At 33.9% G+C, this 16,211-nt stretch carries 21 protein-coding genes; 15 read left to right on the forward strand and 6 right to left on the reverse strand.

Annotated features, from left to right (window positions below; translation table 11 throughout):
* From ASC84_RS09070 to ASC84_RS09125, 12 genes are all read left to right on the forward strand, one after another.
* The coding region (locus ASC84_RS09070; protein WP_155860338.1) for a DUF2345 domain-containing protein at window positions 1–715 on the forward strand (715 nt) is incomplete at its 5' end.
* Between the two features lies 1 nt (window position 716).
* Window positions 717–1,265 (forward strand): DUF4123 domain-containing protein, encoded by a 549-nt coding sequence (locus tag ASC84_RS09075; protein ID WP_056513901.1) that lies wholly within the window; start codon window positions 717–719, stop codon window positions 1,263–1,265.
* Window positions 1,265–1,870 carry a hypothetical protein gene (locus ASC84_RS09080; RefSeq protein ID WP_056513903.1) on the forward strand — a complete coding sequence of 202 codons (606 nt, stop codon included), beginning with the start codon at window positions 1,265–1,267 and terminating at the stop codon, window positions 1,868–1,870. The genes ASC84_RS09075 and ASC84_RS09080 overlap by 1 nt, the downstream gene beginning before the upstream one ends.
* Before the next feature lies 1 nt (window position 1,871).
* Window positions 1,872–2,723, forward strand: a complete 852-nt coding sequence (locus ASC84_RS09085; protein ID WP_227515125.1) for a hypothetical protein — start codon at window positions 1,872–1,874, stop codon at window positions 2,721–2,723.
* Window positions 2,724–2,914: 191 nt separating this feature from the next.
* Complete coding sequence (locus tag ASC84_RS09090) at window positions 2,915–3,235, forward strand: hypothetical protein (RefSeq protein WP_056513908.1); 321 nt, start codon at window positions 2,915–2,917, stop codon at window positions 3,233–3,235.
* A 19-nt stretch (window positions 3,236–3,254) separates the two neighbouring features.
* On the forward strand, window positions 3,255–3,974 hold the full coding sequence (locus tag ASC84_RS09095; RefSeq protein WP_056513911.1) for a hypothetical protein: 720 nt from the start codon (window positions 3,255–3,257) through the stop codon (window positions 3,972–3,974).
* Between the two features lie 73 nt (window positions 3,975–4,047).
* Entirely contained in the window at window positions 4,048–4,755 is a 708-nt protein-coding gene (locus ASC84_RS09100; protein ID WP_227515126.1) for a hypothetical protein, read from the forward strand.
* A gap of 60 nt (window positions 4,756–4,815) precedes the next feature.
* Window positions 4,816–5,493 (forward strand): hypothetical protein, encoded by a 678-nt coding sequence (locus ASC84_RS09105; RefSeq protein ID WP_056513917.1) that lies wholly within the window; start codon window positions 4,816–4,818, stop codon window positions 5,491–5,493.
* Between the two features lie 66 nt (window positions 5,494–5,559).
* On the forward strand, window positions 5,560–6,267 hold the full coding sequence (locus tag ASC84_RS09110) for a hypothetical protein (RefSeq protein WP_004724072.1): 708 nt from the start codon (window positions 5,560–5,562) through the stop codon (window positions 6,265–6,267).
* The gene (locus tag ASC84_RS09115) at window positions 6,245–6,769 is read left to right on the forward strand and encodes a hypothetical protein (protein WP_227515127.1); all 525 of its coding nucleotides are present in this window, start codon (window positions 6,245–6,247) and stop codon (window positions 6,767–6,769) included. Before ASC84_RS09110 ends, ASC84_RS09115 begins: the two co-directional genes overlap by 23 nt.
* Before the next feature lie 230 nt (window positions 6,770–6,999).
* Window positions 7,000–7,593, forward strand: a complete 594-nt coding sequence (locus ASC84_RS09120) for a hypothetical protein (RefSeq protein WP_056513921.1) — start codon at window positions 7,000–7,002, stop codon at window positions 7,591–7,593.
* Window positions 7,594–7,762: 169 nt separating this feature from the next.
* Window positions 7,763–8,122: an SseB family protein gene (locus ASC84_RS09125; protein WP_056513923.1), complete on the forward strand. Its 360-nt coding sequence runs from the start codon at window positions 7,763–7,765 to the stop codon at window positions 8,120–8,122.
* On the opposite strand, the gene ASC84_RS09130 is transcribed toward ASC84_RS09125, so the two are convergent.
* From ASC84_RS09130 to ASC84_RS09140, 3 genes are all read right to left on the reverse strand, one after another.
* Window positions 8,119–9,054 carry a tRNA-dihydrouridine synthase gene (locus ASC84_RS09130; RefSeq protein WP_201784136.1) on the reverse strand — a complete coding sequence of 312 codons (936 nt, stop codon included), beginning with the start codon at window positions 9,052–9,054 and terminating at the stop codon, window positions 8,119–8,121. The genes ASC84_RS09125 and ASC84_RS09130 overlap by 4 nt on opposite strands.
* 140 nt (window positions 9,055–9,194) lie before the next feature.
* On the reverse strand, window positions 9,195–9,575 hold the full coding sequence (locus tag ASC84_RS09135) for a DUF6334 family protein (RefSeq protein ID WP_056513930.1): 381 nt from the start codon (window positions 9,573–9,575) through the stop codon (window positions 9,195–9,197).
* Between the two features lie 52 nt (window positions 9,576–9,627).
* Complete coding sequence (locus ASC84_RS09140) at window positions 9,628–10,437, reverse strand: inner membrane protein YpjD (protein WP_004724062.1); 810 nt, start codon at window positions 10,435–10,437, stop codon at window positions 9,628–9,630.
* Window positions 10,438–10,581: 144 nt separating this feature from the next.
* On the opposite strand from ASC84_RS09140, the gene ffh reads away from it, so the two are divergent.
* Window positions 10,582–11,988: a signal recognition particle protein gene (ffh, locus tag ASC84_RS09145; protein ID WP_004817818.1), complete on the forward strand. Its 1,407-nt coding sequence runs from the start codon at window positions 10,582–10,584 to the stop codon at window positions 11,986–11,988.
* Window positions 11,989–12,124: 136 nt separating this feature from the next.
* Window positions 12,125–12,730 (forward strand): alpha/beta hydrolase, encoded by a 606-nt coding sequence (locus ASC84_RS09150; RefSeq protein ID WP_056513933.1) that lies wholly within the window; start codon window positions 12,125–12,127, stop codon window positions 12,728–12,730.
* A 7-nt stretch (window positions 12,731–12,737) separates the two neighbouring features.
* Here ASC84_RS09150 and ASC84_RS09155 read toward each other — a convergent pair whose 3' ends face one another.
* The 3 genes from ASC84_RS09155 to ASC84_RS09165 all read right to left on the reverse strand — a co-directional run bounded on the left by ASC84_RS09155 (window position 12,738) and on the right by ASC84_RS09165 (window position 15,285).
* Entirely contained in the window at window positions 12,738–13,409 is a 672-nt protein-coding gene (locus tag ASC84_RS09155; RefSeq protein ID WP_056513935.1) for a toxin-antitoxin system YwqK family antitoxin, read from the reverse strand.
* Window positions 13,410–13,495: 86 nt separating this feature from the next.
* Window positions 13,496–14,227, reverse strand: a complete 732-nt coding sequence (locus ASC84_RS09160; RefSeq protein ID WP_004724053.1) for a type III pantothenate kinase — start codon at window positions 14,225–14,227, stop codon at window positions 13,496–13,498.
* A 302-nt stretch (window positions 14,228–14,529) separates the two neighbouring features.
* A complete protein-coding gene (locus tag ASC84_RS09165) occupies window positions 14,530–15,285 on the reverse strand; it encodes a biotin--[acetyl-CoA-carboxylase] ligase (protein WP_056513939.1) in 756 nt (251 codons plus the stop codon).
* Window positions 15,286–15,315: 30 nt separating this feature from the next.
* Between ASC84_RS09165 and ASC84_RS09170 the strand changes: the two genes are divergently transcribed.
* Window positions 15,316–16,119 (forward strand): sulfite exporter TauE/SafE family protein, encoded by an 804-nt coding sequence (locus ASC84_RS09170; protein ID WP_004724050.1) that lies wholly within the window; start codon window positions 15,316–15,318, stop codon window positions 16,117–16,119.
* Window positions 16,120–16,211: the final 92 nt, after the last annotated feature.

The following is a 16,211-nucleotide window of genomic DNA, read 5'->3' on the forward strand; positions in this document are numbered from 1 at the left end:
TCAAGACTCAGCTTCAGGCAATCATCTTGATGCAACTGCAGCGAAAAGTCAGTTAGAAAGCAGTCTAAATAACTCTAAAGCCTTAAGTGAAGTTGCCAAGAATCAGCAAACTGATCCACTGGATGTATTGGAAAATCTCAAGCAATTTCTTGATCAAATCGAAAAAGGTGAAAAAGACAAAGCGGATGCATTTAAACAAGCTTTGATGATTTTAGCTGCACCGAATTCAATTGCATTGGCAAGCAATGAAGACTTACATCTTTCTGCGGATAAACAAATCAGTTATACCGCAGGTGATAGTATCAACCTGAGTACGCAAAAGAATTTAGTTGCACATGCACAATCAAAGATTAGTCTTTTTGCGGCACAAGAAGGTGCAAGACTTTTTGCTGGGAAAGGTAAGGTTGAGATCCAAGCACAAGGTGATGGTGCGGATTTGATTGCACGTAAAGGTATTCAAATCATTTCGACTGAGGAGATGATTGAGCTAAAGAGTCTCAAAGAAATTATTATCACCTCTGGTGGCTCTCAATTAAAGATTAATGGTTCAGGTGTATTTGTGACTACGGCTGCTAAGTTCGAAGTGAAGGCAGGGCAACATAGTTTTATTGGTGGAGCAAAAGTCGATTATTCACTTCCATCATTCTATGAAAATATTTGTAAGCCTTGTTTGTTAGATGCTGCAAAGTTTGGAATGGCATTTGTTGATAAATAAAATGAAAAGAAAAATTGTTCCATTTAAAAATATAAAAAGCTGTATCGAAGATGATCAACATGATTTGAACATGTATTTAATCTTGGATGCAGCGCAAGTTTCAGATCAAACTTTGCACTTTATCAATACATGGCGAAATGACGCAAGGTTAGAGTTTTATTCATTATTTTCAGGTACAACGGAGGGCAATGCACCTTTTGAAGTAGCCCCTGTACTTGTCTTAATCAATGATTTAGAGGTGCTCGAAGAAGAAGGGTTTAGCTTTATTTATCAAACATGGAAAGATGAACAGGCGTTAAATCTGGTATTCAGTTCATTGGATTTGGCTCAGTTTGTTAAAAAAATGAAACGCTATCTCACAGTAGAATTTCCTGATGGTACACAAAAATTATTTAGATGGTTTGATCCAAGAATTGTTAAAAAAATTCATAAAATACTGACAGATCAACAAGAAGATGAGTTTTTTGAGGGTATTACAAAATGGATCATTTCAATTCGAAATTATCAGGATGTAGATTCTAATCAATTAATGGTATTGGAGAATGCATAATGTTCATACTCAGCCAAGAAAAATTATATGAATTAGATGTTGAGCAAAATAAAGAATTTTTATATGACCTTGTCTATGAAATTATAAAAGAAAACCCAGCCCTTAAACTGAATAGGCAATTTGATCAGCTATTAAAACCTGTCCAAAGCCTGATCAATCTATATGTTGAAAAAGGCATCAATCAAATTTATACACTCAAATATATGGTGAAGAGCCATGTTTATTTGGGAATAGATTATCCAAATGATCCGCAATATCTTTGGCTCCAAAATGAAATGCAGCATTACAGTATTGCGGAGCAAGTATCTTATGTAGATGCTTTTTATACACTTTTGGAAAGCTATAAAAGTGTAGTTTTAGGGTATGATTTTAAATTTTTTTTTAAAGCAATTGAGCGGTTAAATCAGAGTCTTAGCTATTCTAATCTTCAAGAAAATCTTTCAATTATTTATCCAGAAAAAATAGAGTTTTTAAAACAAAAAGATTTATTGGGTTCACTTCAAGAAAATTATTCCAATGATATCCAATCATATAAAGAGTATGTATTGGGAAAAGAATTTCATCATAACGTTTTTATAAAAAATTTGATTAATTTGGAGGTTTAAGATGGGTGTTGGTGGTGCAAGTCCTACAGCGGGCACTTCATGTGCAACGTGTTTGAAAAAATTTTTAGTTCATTTTCGGAGACCTCAAGACTATAGTGGTAATTATGGATTTGATTGGTTAAGAGATGATTATCTTTATGCTAATAAATTTGTTGCAGAAGCGGGTAATACAAAAAGCCCATTTTGCATTGATGTGGAAAAATTAAAAAATGAGTACAAAACTGATGTTAAGAATCCAATAGCACCCTATGGGAAAGAATATTTTCCTGCATGGTTGAGTTTATTTTCTTATATTAATGGTTCTAATAGTCCTCATATCTCTACAATGACAAAAGATGGGTTAAAATTAGATTTATATATAGAAGAAATTGAGCCTTTAAGCAACGATGGGACAGAGTTAATTTTTCAATGTCAAAATAAATTTATTCAGATATCTCCTAAAAATATTCCTTTAGAAAGTGCATTTAAAAAGAAAGTATTAGATTTTGATGGGAAAAAACAATTTTATCATTTAGCTCGCAGTATTTTAATTAAGTGTGAAGGTGGTTGGTTAACTAATCATGAAGAGATTAAGGTTTTTGCAAAGAAGGGAAGTGTGAAGGTTGAAGTTGGAAAGTTAATGCTTTATAAGAATGATATTATAAAGCATGCAGATATTATATTAATACCAGTAGTTACTGAATATAGAGGTGGAAAACCCGTTTTACCAGATCGTGTTGATGCTTATGAATACCTAATAAAACGTATAGCATTTAATCAAGCTTTAATTCGTGCGGAAATTAAAAGAGAAGCCATATTAGACTTAACAAAATATCAAACAGATCCTTTGGTAAATATTAGACTTCTTTCATAAGTCCTTTTTAAAACCATTAATCAACATAAAAGTACCCTCATCCTAGCCTTCTCCCAAAGGGAGAAGGAACTTTCAATACCAATGCACGAGCATTACGAGAATTATATAATAAGTATGGTCCAATACAAGTCAATGGAGGAATTGATCAAAATGGTAATGGGACTTCAAATAGTAAAAAGACATTTGTATTTTTGACTACAAAGCAGACAGCTGCTGGAGGAGTTTGTACTTTAGATGGTCATGTCTGGGGGGATATGGTTATTGTTTTTAAATCAAATTTGAATCATGCACATTCTTATCCTCACGAGCTTGGGCATTCTTTTTCATTACCTCATACTTTCCAAAAAGGAAGTATGGCAAAACATACTTTTTATCGTGGTTTTACTGAAAATTATATGGATTATATGACAGATAGTTTAGGCAATAACAATCCTTTTCATACCGGGAAAAAGCCATTTACTTTTTTTAAATGGCAATGGGATATTATGCGTCAAGATAAAAGCATGAACTAATAAATGGTGGATAGTAGTTATGAATATTTTTTTAAAAATTAATTTTTTAATATTTTCTTTTTTAATTTCATCGTGTAGTTCTGGGAATAATGTAGAAAAGAGTAGTAATAAGTTGGACGAAAGGATATATGTTTTTGAAAAAAAATCAAATTTAGAATCATCTTCTGAAATAAATTACTCAAGGTTTGCACCAGTAAATCAGCTTAATTTAAAAGGGATGCCTGTGGATTTTAGAAAGATAATAAATATTCTTGAAAAAAAAGGATATATTAATACTGATAAAGTCTCTAGTATTAAGCGCTATGAAGTTATATCGTATAATTCAACTACAAAAAAAATATATTTTTTTAATAATGGCAATGAAAAACCAGACCTTTTTTCTGAAATCTATGCAACGAGCTCAAAATTTAATCAACTTGAAAGTATTCGTTTAGGGTTGAGCGCTGGATATGATGGAGAAAAATTTAAACAAATGAGTACTGATACAACTATTCCTACAAGCTTTATTTCTGCTTTAAACGTGATTGATGAAAAAAAAGCGAAAGAAATATATGGTTCACTTATAAACCAGCATATTTTGAATATAAAAAAAAATGTGAATGAGTATTGTGGGTTTTTAGTGACAACAAGAGTGAAAGTACAAGATTATTGGTTTGAGTTAAATACAGAACAAATAAAAAATAATACTTATTTTAATATTTATCAAAGTGACGAGATCCCCAAGAAATGTGATTTTTGATTTTATTGTTATATGTTTTATACAGTAAATTAGTTGAAATTATTTTAAAATATAGGTGTTTAAGTTGATATGGGTGAAAATTAAAATATATATTGGATTCTTATTTTTAATATTTACGATCGGTTGTGATGGAAAAGTAATATCATCTGGTGATAAAAATGATGAGGTAATAAATAAATTTTGCCTTACTCCTGAGCCTAATGTTAGTTTGGATATAAATAAATATTTACCATTTGAAAGTTCAATGGAGAGTCCTATAGAAAAGAACTTAGGAGTAAATGTTATTGATTTTTATAATAAAATTCAAAAATCCACTTCCTTGAATAATATGGATGTATATGAAAATCAAGGTTATATCGATATTGTTGATGATAACTACGATGTGGTAGGCAAAATTCTAATTATTTCAGCAGGCACTTATGTTAAATATATTAATTTTGAAGTTAGATCTGATCCCCAAATTTTTAAAGGAAAACTTATAAAAAGTGCACTTATAGATGTGATTTCTGCAGTAAGTGATACCGATTCTGAATTAATCTATGACAAAGTTTTAAGTAATTTAATTAACAATATTAAGGATGGTAAATTTAATCCTCGAACTGGTATATATTCAGGTTCTTTTGATGAGAATGAAGTTGTATATGAAGTATCTACAATTAATAAAAAATTTATTGCAGCTAAAGTTGCTAGCGGCGAAATTAGAGATATCGATTGCAAAACTAAAAAATACAATGAGTATAAAGATTTGGAATTATCACTTTTTTCAATATTCAAACATTAATCTTAATGATTTTAGACATCAGGTATAATTATTTATTAGGTTATTAGAGATGGTGGTGTTATGAAATCTTTCATTTTGGTGATAGCTTTAATAAATCTATCAGCTTGCTCATTTGACTCAAATAAGGATAATTATAGTTTAAAAAATAGTGAAAATTCAGATGTTGGAAATAGTTATGATATTAAAGTTGGAAAAAATATTTCTAGTTTTGTAGATGAAAATAGAATTTTTTTAAATTATCATCAAAAAGAAATAATTAACAGATATAAAAAATTAAATAGCAATTACATGGTTTTAAAGGTTTTAGATAAACTTCCTGCTGAAATAGGGTTTGCAGATGGTACTGTCGGTAATAATGTTGAAGAAAATAAGCATTATATGTCTAATCTAGATACACATATAAACTTTAAGACAAATTACATATTTTTTAAAAGTACGAATTATGTACCTTACGATGATAAAATTTTCAATACTATTGCTAAAATGTTGGGTGATCAAATTTATGTGATCAATGGAAATAAAGTAGATTATAAAGATTTAGATAAAAATATTAATCTTTTTATTAAAAGGCTCGAGTGCAGCACTTCGTCACAAGAAGAAGTGCTAGAGTGGAATGTAAATGATATTCATATTATTTTAGAAGCATCAGGAAATAAAAATGAAAAATTAACCAGTCTTTTTTTTACAGCTTATTTTACAAAGAAAACGGATAAAAAATATGAAACATCAATATATTAGTTTTCTATATCTATGGTGTTGAAAATTATATAAAAATTTTATACCTTTGATAAGGCTTAATGAGTTATGAGGAAAATTTTAACTATTTTTATATATTCTTTTTTTCTATTTGCATGTGCTCCTAATGAGCCATTAGATCATCTATGTCAGATAAATAAAAAAACTAAAAAAAGCGATACTCAAAGTGACTTAAAGGACATATCGAGAGATATTAATTTATTTGTTGTTAATCATGATTTGTATTTGGACTATAATTTTAAAAAAATATATAGCAAATATAAGGAAATGAATTCAAATTATTTGAAGTTAAAAGTTATAGATCGATTATCAGCTACTCAAGGTTTTGATAATGGAATAGTTCACAATGAAAATTTTGAAGATAATTATCATCATATGTCTACATTAGAAGTACGAACTACAGGACAAGGTCCAAATACAAATTATTATGCTAGTGATAATTTCGTTCCATTTGATGAAAATATCCATAAAAATATCTATCAATCAATTTCTGATCAAATTTTCTTAATAAATTCAGCAGCTTTAGATAAAAGTAGTCTTGATAACTTCATAGAAAATTTTTTAACTAAAGGGCGATGTCAAGGTGGGGATCAGTACGGAAAGGTTATTACTGAAAAGAATTTTAATGGTGTACATATTATCTTGGAATCTGAACCTGAATGGTTTGTAGGGAAAGGCCAAGTCAATAGTTTTGCTTATACTGTATACTATACAAAAATGACAGATAAAAATTATGAAAAATCATTATATTATTAAACTTAAAATAATAATTTTGATATGCTTTTTTATAACGTCCTATAGTTTTGGTAGGAGTATTGAAGATCATACAAATTATTATATTTTTAAAAATAATAGTGAACGTCTAATAGCCCCAGAAGTGGATTTTAGTAAAAATGCCCCAGTGAATCAGCTTAAATTGGAAGCTATTTCTATTGATTTTTATAGAATTAAAAATGAAATTTTAAAATCAGGATACATTGAGCATAAGAAAAATGCTCCCTTGAGTAAGAAACGTTATGAAATTGAACCAAATTCATATGGTATAAATAAGATCTTCTTTTTTGGTCGTGGTGACGAACTACCTGAAATCTCATCTACAATATATTCAACTGGAGAGAATCTTAAGTCTCAACGTAAAATAGTAATCTATTTAGGTCATGATTATGATGAAGTTACTGGAAGATATAAGAAAATTAATTTGGATCCAGAAGTTCCAATGATCTTTACAAATATTTTAGGATTGAATGAAAAGATTTAATGGATGTTTACGAAAAACTATTGCATGAGCACATAACAGATATTGAGAATAGAGTACATAAGTATGGAGAATTCTTAGTCACAAATAGAATTAAAGTTTCAGGTTTTTGGTTTGAGTTTAATACTGATCAAACAAATAATTATACTGCCTTTTATATTTATAAGAGTAATGGTGTAACAAAAGTAAATGCTAGTGATTAATACATTAGTCAATAATGAAAAAAGGTTGGAATGAAAAAAATATTTTTAGTACTACTTTTTGTTTCTCTTGTATTTTATGTTTCTAAGAATAAATCTGATATTCATTTTGAGAGTATGGAGGCAAGTGAAAACAGAGTAAATGACCCATGTGCGAGTGCAGATTGTACGCCTAGAAGCTTGTCTACGTCATACCATAGCGTTGCACACCAAGATAGGAAACGAATAGATAATGTTTTATTTAAAAATCTGGTTGATGGCTTATTTTATAAAAAAATCATAAGTGAAAATGACTACAAAAAAGTAAATTTTAACGACAATGTAAATCCTTTGATTTTAGAAATTGGAAGTTCTATTTTAATTATTGGCCCTGAGGAAAATGGTTTTGGTGTTAAAACGATTGAATATAGGTTTGATGATTGTAATAAAATTTCAGATCTAGATAAGAATAATGTTAAATCTATTTTGAGCTTAATTGGGTTTGATGGTAATCATGATAATTTCTATAAATTTAACAGGAATAAAGATGAAATAATGGTTAATAACTATAATTATAAAAGATTTAGTTTAGAAGTGAATTGTGATCCAATTAATAATTTTGGTCAATTTAATATATATAATAAATAAAACAATGAGTGTGAACTTTAAAATTTTTTAAGATGAAAATTATGAAAAATCATTGTTTTATTAAATTTGAAATTCGAAGCTTTAGGATATCCAATTTAGCACTCAGGTCAATTCCATATCTACTGCGAATAAGCTATATTAATGGCACCAAAAATAGATAATCAACAACATGCAAAATTTACAACAACTCTTTATCAACACCCAAGAAAACTACGAATTGATCCCTGATTTTATCGATCTGCTTTTAGCATCGGATATTTATTGTTTGGCAACACAAGATCAGCATAAAAAAATTCAATTCCGTATTCTAGAAACACCAGAAGGCGATCAAGCAATACCATTCTTCATAGAGCTAGAAACCATTCAAAATGATATTGGCGTCGATGCCGAATATATCACTTTAAATACACGGCAGTTTTTTGAAATGACTCAGGGGGCAACATTGGTATTGAATCCAACTTCTGAATTATCAAAAGAATTTCAACCTGAAGAAATTAAAGCAATTTTAGAGATTGATGAAGAAATTTAAGAATGTGCAGGATTCAATTTCTCCAGCACTTCGTCAATTTTTTTCAACCGTTTGATTTCATCCCATAAGGCTTTGGCTTCGGGGTAATGCTTAGACATCATCCCAATCCATTGTTTATAACGGCCGACCATGTTCAGCTCTTTTTTATATGGGCCATTTAAAAAACGAATTTGTAAATTTAATAGTTCAGACCAAGTGATAAGTGGTTCATCCGTATTTTTACGAATGCACTGGGTGAGATCTGGTGTAGTCACAGCACCACGACCAATCATCAAATCTTGGCAACCTGATTCAAGTTGGCATTGTTTCGCATCAGCATTGGTCCAGATTTCACCATTGGCAATCACATTGATCTTGAGTGCTTCACGAATAGGCTGTAGCTGATCCCAAAATGCTGGTGGGGTGTAACCATCAGCTTTGGTCCGAGCATGGACAGTGACCCACGCTGCGCCAGCATCTTCAATGGCATGCGCATTTTCAAGGGTAAAATTTCGGTCCATATAACCTAAACGCATTTTTGCTGATACAGGGATGTGTTTGGGTACAGCATCACGTACAGCCTTGACCAACTCATGTACAACTTCAGGCTCATCGAGAAGTACTGAACCACCTCTATGACGGTTTACTGTTTTGGCAGGGCAACCAAAATTCATATCGATTGCAGGAGCACCTAACTCAGCAGCGCGGACCGCATTGGCTGCGAGCATTTCAGGATTATTTCCTAAAAACTGAACGTGTACTGGTGTGCCAGCAGCTGTCTTGCCTTGATTGTTTAATTCTGGACAATAGCTATGGTAAACATGGTCAGGTAAGACCGAATCCGTTACACGGATAAACTCAGTCACGCACCAGTCAAAGCTACCGACATGTGTGAGAACGTCACGCATGATAGGGTCGGTTAAGCCTTCCATTGGGGCGAGTATAAGTTTCAATGTGATTTTACCTAAGAGTTAAAAACAGGTGCGTTATACTTTTTTTTGAAAGGGTTGTCTATAAAAATTAAAGCAATAATGCCTAGCTAACCTAAAAAACATTGATCTATTGCATTATGTTCAAATCGATATTTTATACCCTATAAAGAAAATAATGTTAAAACACCATAAAATTTATTATTTTTTAGTGATTTATGGTCGTAAATAGAAAATTTCACCCCATCAGTATATCCTCTTTCATTCACTATTGCATATACAGTTCCGATCGCAAAATTATTTAAATGAAAGGTAAAATTATGCTTAATGGTATCATTTTTATGGATAATAAATTCTGGCAGTATTTGAAATTCAATTTCATCCGTGTCAGCATTTGTATGAAATAACCAATAAACTAAATTTACTTTTATAATAACTTGAGGAAAAAGAAATGAAGAGTTTGAATGTTGAATAATATGGAAATCATTGATGACCCTTTCTTCTTCTAGATTTTTTAGATAGTCAAAAAAAGAGCTGATTTCCATAGTTTTATCTTAATTCGTAATATGTACTAGTCGTTTAATAACTGATTTTTTATCACCGATGCAAAATCATTTCCAAAACAAATTTAGAGCCAATAAAGCCAACCGCCAATAAAAAGAATCCGATCATGGTAAAGCGAATGGCTTTTTGACCACGCCAGCCAAACTTATAGTGACCAATTAACAACGCACCGTAAACAAACCAAGACACAATACTAAACACGGTCTTATGTGCTAGGTGCTGTGCAAAGAAGTCATCAATGGTAAAGAAACCAAAACATAGGGCGACAGTTAATAAAACAAAACCAGTAATGAGCATATCAAAAAGTAAGGATTCCATGGCTTGATATGACGGTAAGAAGTTGACCCAAATACGTTTTTTTTGTTTCTTTTTGAGTTCACGGTTTTGAAACCAAATCAAAACGGCTTGTATGGTTGCCATGAGTAAAACGGCATAAGCAGATAAAGACAGAATGATATGGATGTCTAAACCGATAGAATGCTGTTCAATAAATTGATCTGGTTTACTAAAACAAAAACCGAGAATCAAACCAAAGGCGGCAACAGGAATTCCAATCAAATTTAGTGAAAGAACAGGACGATAGGTACTATAAAGCATACTTAGAACCAACATTAACGCAGAGGTAAAAGACATCAAGTTAAAGACGTCGTAATTAATCCCTAGTGGTGTAAGTATGTCGTTATGCAGTACACTTGCATGTAATATCAGCCCTAAACCTGACATGATGCCAATAAACCAAGGGTTTGCGGAACGTTTAGCCATTAAGTGCATGAACAAATACCAAAATGAAGAGGTATAGGCAATTAATGCTAAAATCGTATAAACCAAGGGTAGGCTAATCATGTCAAACCTTTTTCAGGATGATGAATATTCATGTTATAAGATATAAATTCCATGTGAACTACAGTATCCTATAGCATCTTGAGCATAAATTTTCTATTTTAAGAAAGATTTTTTTGCTACTAGCTATTTTAAGCGGATTTTGCAATGTTTGATACCTTAACAGAACGACTCACGCAGAGTCTCAGAAATGTTACTGGCTCTGGGCAGCTAACCGAAGATAATATTAAAGATACCTTACGTGAAGTGCGTATGGCACTTCTTGAAGCCGATGTTGCTTTGCCTGTAACTCGTGAGTTTATTGCGAAAGTTAAGGAAGAAGCATTGGGTCAAGAAGTTATGACTCAGCTTTCACCAGGTCAAGCTTTCGTTAAAATTGTGTATGACGAACTCACCAAAATGATGGGTGAGGCAAACGAAAGCCTAGACTTAGCTGCAAAACCACCTGTTGTGATTCTTCTCGCAGGTTTACAAGGTGCTGGTAAAACCACGACAGCGGCAAAACTTGGACGTTTCTTAAAAGAACGTCAAAAGAAAAAAGTGGCGATGGTTTCTGCCGATGTTTACCGTCCAGCTGCGATCAAGCAACTGCAAACAGTTGCTGCTGAAGTGGGTGTTGATTTTATTGAATCGGACGCTTCTGAAGATCCGATTAAAATTGCACAACGTGCAATTGGTCAAGCCAAAATTAACTTTAACGATGTTTTGATTGTCGATACGGCAGGGCGTTTGCATGTCGATGATGACATGATGGACGAAATTAAAGCATTACACGCTGCAATTGGCCCAACTGAAACCTTATTTGTCGTTGATGCAATGACAGGTCAGGATGCGGCAAATACCGCCAAAGCCTTTAATGATGCATTACCATTAACGGGTGTTATCCTCACCAAAACTGATGGTGATGCACGTGGTGGTGCGGCGCTTTCGGTACGAGCGATTACCGGTAAGCCAATTAAATTCTTAGGTATGGGTGAAAAACTCGATGCCTTAGAGCCATTCCATCCTGAGCGTGTTGCACAACGTATCTTAGGTATGGGTGACGTACTTTCTTTAGTCGAAGAAGTTGAACGTAAAATCGACAAAGAAAAAGCCGAAAAAATGGCAAAAAAATTGCAAAAGGGCGGGAGCTTCAACTTTGAAGACATGCTGATGCAATTTGAACAGATGAACAAAATGGGCGGTATGATGGGCTTCTTGGATAAGTTGCCTGGCATGAGTAATTCAGGCATTCAAGATGCGATTGCACAAGCAAATCCTGAAAAGCAAGTGAAAAAGATGGAAGCGATTATTCAATCGATGACCATTAAAGAACGTCGTAACCCAGACTTAATGAATCCGAGCCGCAAAAAGCGTATTGCAGCAGGCTGTGGTATGGATGTGGTTGAAGTCAATAAACTGATCAAACAACATGCACAAATGGCGAAAATGATGAAGAAATTTGCCAATCCATCGGGTATGGCAAAAATGATGCGCTCATTGGGTGGAATGCAAAAACAGTTTGGCGGTGGTGGCGGTATGGGACCATTGTTTGGTAATAACGATAAAAAATAAGTCTCATTTTTTTTATAAAAAGCGCCTTAGGGCGCTTTTTTGTTAAATAAAAATAACATACTTTTGTTGGCTGTTTAGATATTCTGAGCCCATTATTTGAATATGATTTAAACAATAATTGATAAGAAGTTTATTTATGAAAAAAGTATTTATCGTACACGGTTATAAAGCCTCCCCTGAACATCATTGGTATCCGTGGCTAAAGCAACAAGTATTGTCTACAGGGCATGCATGTGAAGTGATTGATCTAGAACATCCAGAGCAGCCCCAATATGAGCTGTGGAAGCATAATATTACGCAGCAAATTAAGTCACTCAATGACGATACCATCATTGTGGCACATGGTTTAGGCGGGATTGCCAGTCTAGACTTTCTTTCGAGTGAATTATTGGGGCGAAAATTAGCTGCTTTATTTTTGGTTGCTGGATTCAGTAAAAACTTAGCCGTTTTACCTGAACTTAACTTATTTTTACAACACGCTCGGGTCGATGATGCGCTGCTCAGAATGAATATTCTGAATCGCTTTATCTTTTTCTCTAACAATGATCCTTTTGTTCCAGCGCCTGTCAGTATTCAATTGGGTTATTCGCTGAATTCACAAATGATTGAGGTGAAAGGTGCAGGGCATTTCATGGCAGCAGAGGGCTATACCAGCTTAACTGTACTTTGGGAAAAGTTAGCAGTTCTATTACAACCTGAATCCCAAGCTGGTACTCAGGCTGCATATTCGATTTTATCTTGATGCTGTTTTATTGATTGAGCTTTTGATAAAGCTCGTCAAGTATCTCCTGAGCGCGTTGCTCATCTTGAATCAAATTGCCTTGTTGATCCCAAACCTTACTGTCCAGAATCGAATAATCTTCACTTGGGCTTAATTTTAGTTCAGCTGCAGGTTTACCATCTTCATACCATACTTTTTGAACGATGGGCTGATCATCTGAATATTCTTCCTGTAGCCCAAGTTGGCCATTTGTATAATATGTTTCAGTTTTTCCAACTGATCTCTGGTCTTGGCTGGTCGATTTAAAGCTGATTTTTCCATTTTCAAAATAGCCCACAACTTCACCGTCGACATATTTACTATCAAAGCTATTTAAGCCTTGAGGGGCTTTAATCCAAAATGGGTCAGATTGTTTTTTACGACTATTTTGATAGAAGTCCTGAACTAAGAAACGGCCATCTTTATCACGACCTAATAATTTTCTGAAATATCCATTTTCTACAGGTGTGAGTGAATAACCCTGATCCATGACTAAGCCGCAGTCACAGGCTTCTTCACCTGCATCTGGAGCAAAGTAAGCAATAACAGGTTCAGTTGTTGCCATGGTTGTTGAAGATGAGTGCGTAGTTTGTAAACTGGTACAACCCACCATTGTGAAGCTCATTAAACAGGCACTAAGCAGTAAGGGTATCGTTTTCATAATGATTGCTCTTTTATCGTGTTTATGATTGTGTTTATTTATTAAAAATGGAAGATTGCTGATCTTCCATTAAATTGTATTTAGGTTTAAGCGGTTTGTCGATCTATATAGAACTGTAAGCCTTTGAGTAATAAATCTGATTCAATTCTTGGTTGATATTTCTCTAGAAATTGTGCAAATAGATTGGCATCACCACCTGTTAAAATAAGCTTTCGTGGTTGTTGCTCAAGAACTTTTTCAATGGTGCTTAACAGCCCCAAGAAAATGCCATGATGCACTGCATCTATGGTATTTCGACCAGGACTTAGCTCTGAAAAAGCCGCATCTGGAATTTTAATGCCTTTGGTTTTTTGAATTAAAGAATCACGTTGTAAATAGAGGTTAGGCAGAATATAACCGCCTAAATGTTGTAACCCTTGGGTTAAATCAATTGTTAAAGCTGTACCGCAGCTAATCACACACAAGTCATCATCAGCTTTCGCCACAGCCAAAACTTGTAACCAACGATCGATTCCAAGTTGTTCTATATGGTCATAGCCACAACGTAATCCTGCATATTCAGCATGCACTTTGGCAAAAGTCACCGGAATATCGAGTAATTTTAAAATCTGGACAATGCGTTCGTTGTTCTTTTTATCTTGGACTGAGGAGATTCCAATTTTGTCTAAGCCTAAACCACGAAAATGTTGAATTAAACCCAGTAGCAGATCCGCAGGGGATTGGAGATGTAATTCTGCTGCCTGTTGGATAATTTGATTATTTTCAGTAATCCAATATTTTAGACGGGTATTTCCAATATCTAACCAAAGTGCTTTCATGATTTTGCCTAATTGAAACTGAACACAATCTGCATAATTATTTTATTTGAAAATATTGAACGACTTAGAGAGCATCTCAATCTGATCAATCAAATAGGGCAAATAACCTGCGGTTCATTTTGCTGAACGTTGTTCCGTACTGTTAGTAACTGTTTGCTATGATCTTTGGATCAATACGATTACTGCGCAATATATAGCGAAATGTATAGCGAAAAAAGCCCTGTTTTAAATAATTGCCGAACACTTTTTAGCAATTTATATGCTCAATCTAACTCATTTTAAACAATAGATCACATCGTTATTTATGCTTCAGCTAAGCGTAAACGCCCTTGATAGACATTGACTAAGCCTTGAGCTGTCAATAAATTCAGTGCGCCATCATCAGAAATTCCTTTGAAAATACCCTCAATTGAATTTTGAATTTGTTCAAAATGAACCTGCTGATCCATAAAGGCAGCATAGTGATTAAATCGTGCTGCGAGGTTATAGCAACCATGATCAAACCATTGTCCAGCTTGTTGAATTGCCAAATACATTTCTGCAATGATTTGGATTCGATTTGGAAATTTTAGGCCTAATTGCATTACCGAGGTGGCTTGTTGGGTCACATTTTCTTTGGGGATCGGAAATAAGTTGATCCCGATTCCAACAATGGCTTGATGTGGTGAAATGGGCTCAACCAAAATTCCACCCCACTTTCCTTGAGGGCTATATAGATCATTGGGCCATTTAATTTGTAATGCTGGTAAATTCTTAAGTGTTGGCATTTGTAAGATATTTAAAGCAATTTCCAATGCTAAACGCCCATCTAAGGGTGTTCGAGTTTCAAGCAATGTGCTTAAATAAATGTTACCAATGGGCGAAACCCATTCCCGTTGGTGCTGACCTCGTCCTTGAGTCTGAGTTTCACTACAGACCAAAACTGTCTTGACGCCGCTGAGCGCAATTTCACGCACATCATCATTGGTCGATGCTGTCGTCTGCTTTAAAAGCAGCACTTCAGGGAGTTCATTTGCTTGTGTAAGAAGTTGTCTAAGATGACGAGTCTCTAAATCCATGTTGAATCTGAGAAGAGTGAAGGAACATTTATGGAGTTAATCATATATTTAGGTATTGGTGCAATCGCAGGATTTGCCGCAGGACTATTTGGTGTTGGCGGTGGCTTAATTATTGTACCAATTCTCTATGTGGTCTTTACCAAAATGGGCTATGATCCTTCGGTCATTATGCACATGGCATTGGGAACTTCACTTGCAACAATTATTGTAACTTCAATTAGTTCCGTAACAGCGCATCATAAAAAAGGTGCAGTACTTTGGAATGTTTTTAAAAACTTAGCCCCAGGTTTGGTGATCGGCTCATTTATTGGTGCTGGCATTGCAGATATTTTATCAGGTCAGCATTTACAGCTGATTATTGGTGCATTTGCGATTTGGGTGGCATTTAAGATGTTTAAAGGGGCCAATGTCAAAGTTGATGAATCTAAACAATTACCGACCGCACCTATGCAAATGCTGGCTGGTGGGGGAATTGGAGTTGCATCGGCAATTTTTGGTATTGGTGGCGGAAGTCTGACCGTTCCCTATCTCAACAAAAATGGTGTGGTGATGCAAAAAGCCGTTGCAACATCAGCAGCTTGTGGTTTACCAATCGCGATTGCGGGTGCGCTCGGCTTTATGTTCTTTGGTGCACAAGAACCAACCGAAATTAAAAATTCAATTGGTTATGTCCATATCTATGCCTTTATTGGGATCAGTGTAATGAGTTTTATCACTGCCAAATTTGGTGCAAAGGTGGCGCATGCACTTTCTCCTGCGATGTTGAAAAAATGCTTTGCATGCTTACTTACAGTGGTCGGTCTTTATTTTATTTATCAAGGTATTACTAAGTAGATTCCGATCAATGGTACTTTTTCTAAACACTGAGTTGACTTAAAATACATTAAAATTGTCGGACAATGTCATGGTTTCAATTGAATTAAATC

This window comes from Acinetobacter sp. Root1280 (genome assembly GCF_001425285.1).
In the GTDB taxonomy this organism is placed as follows: domain Bacteria; phylum Pseudomonadota; class Gammaproteobacteria; order Pseudomonadales; family Moraxellaceae; genus Acinetobacter; species Acinetobacter guillouiae.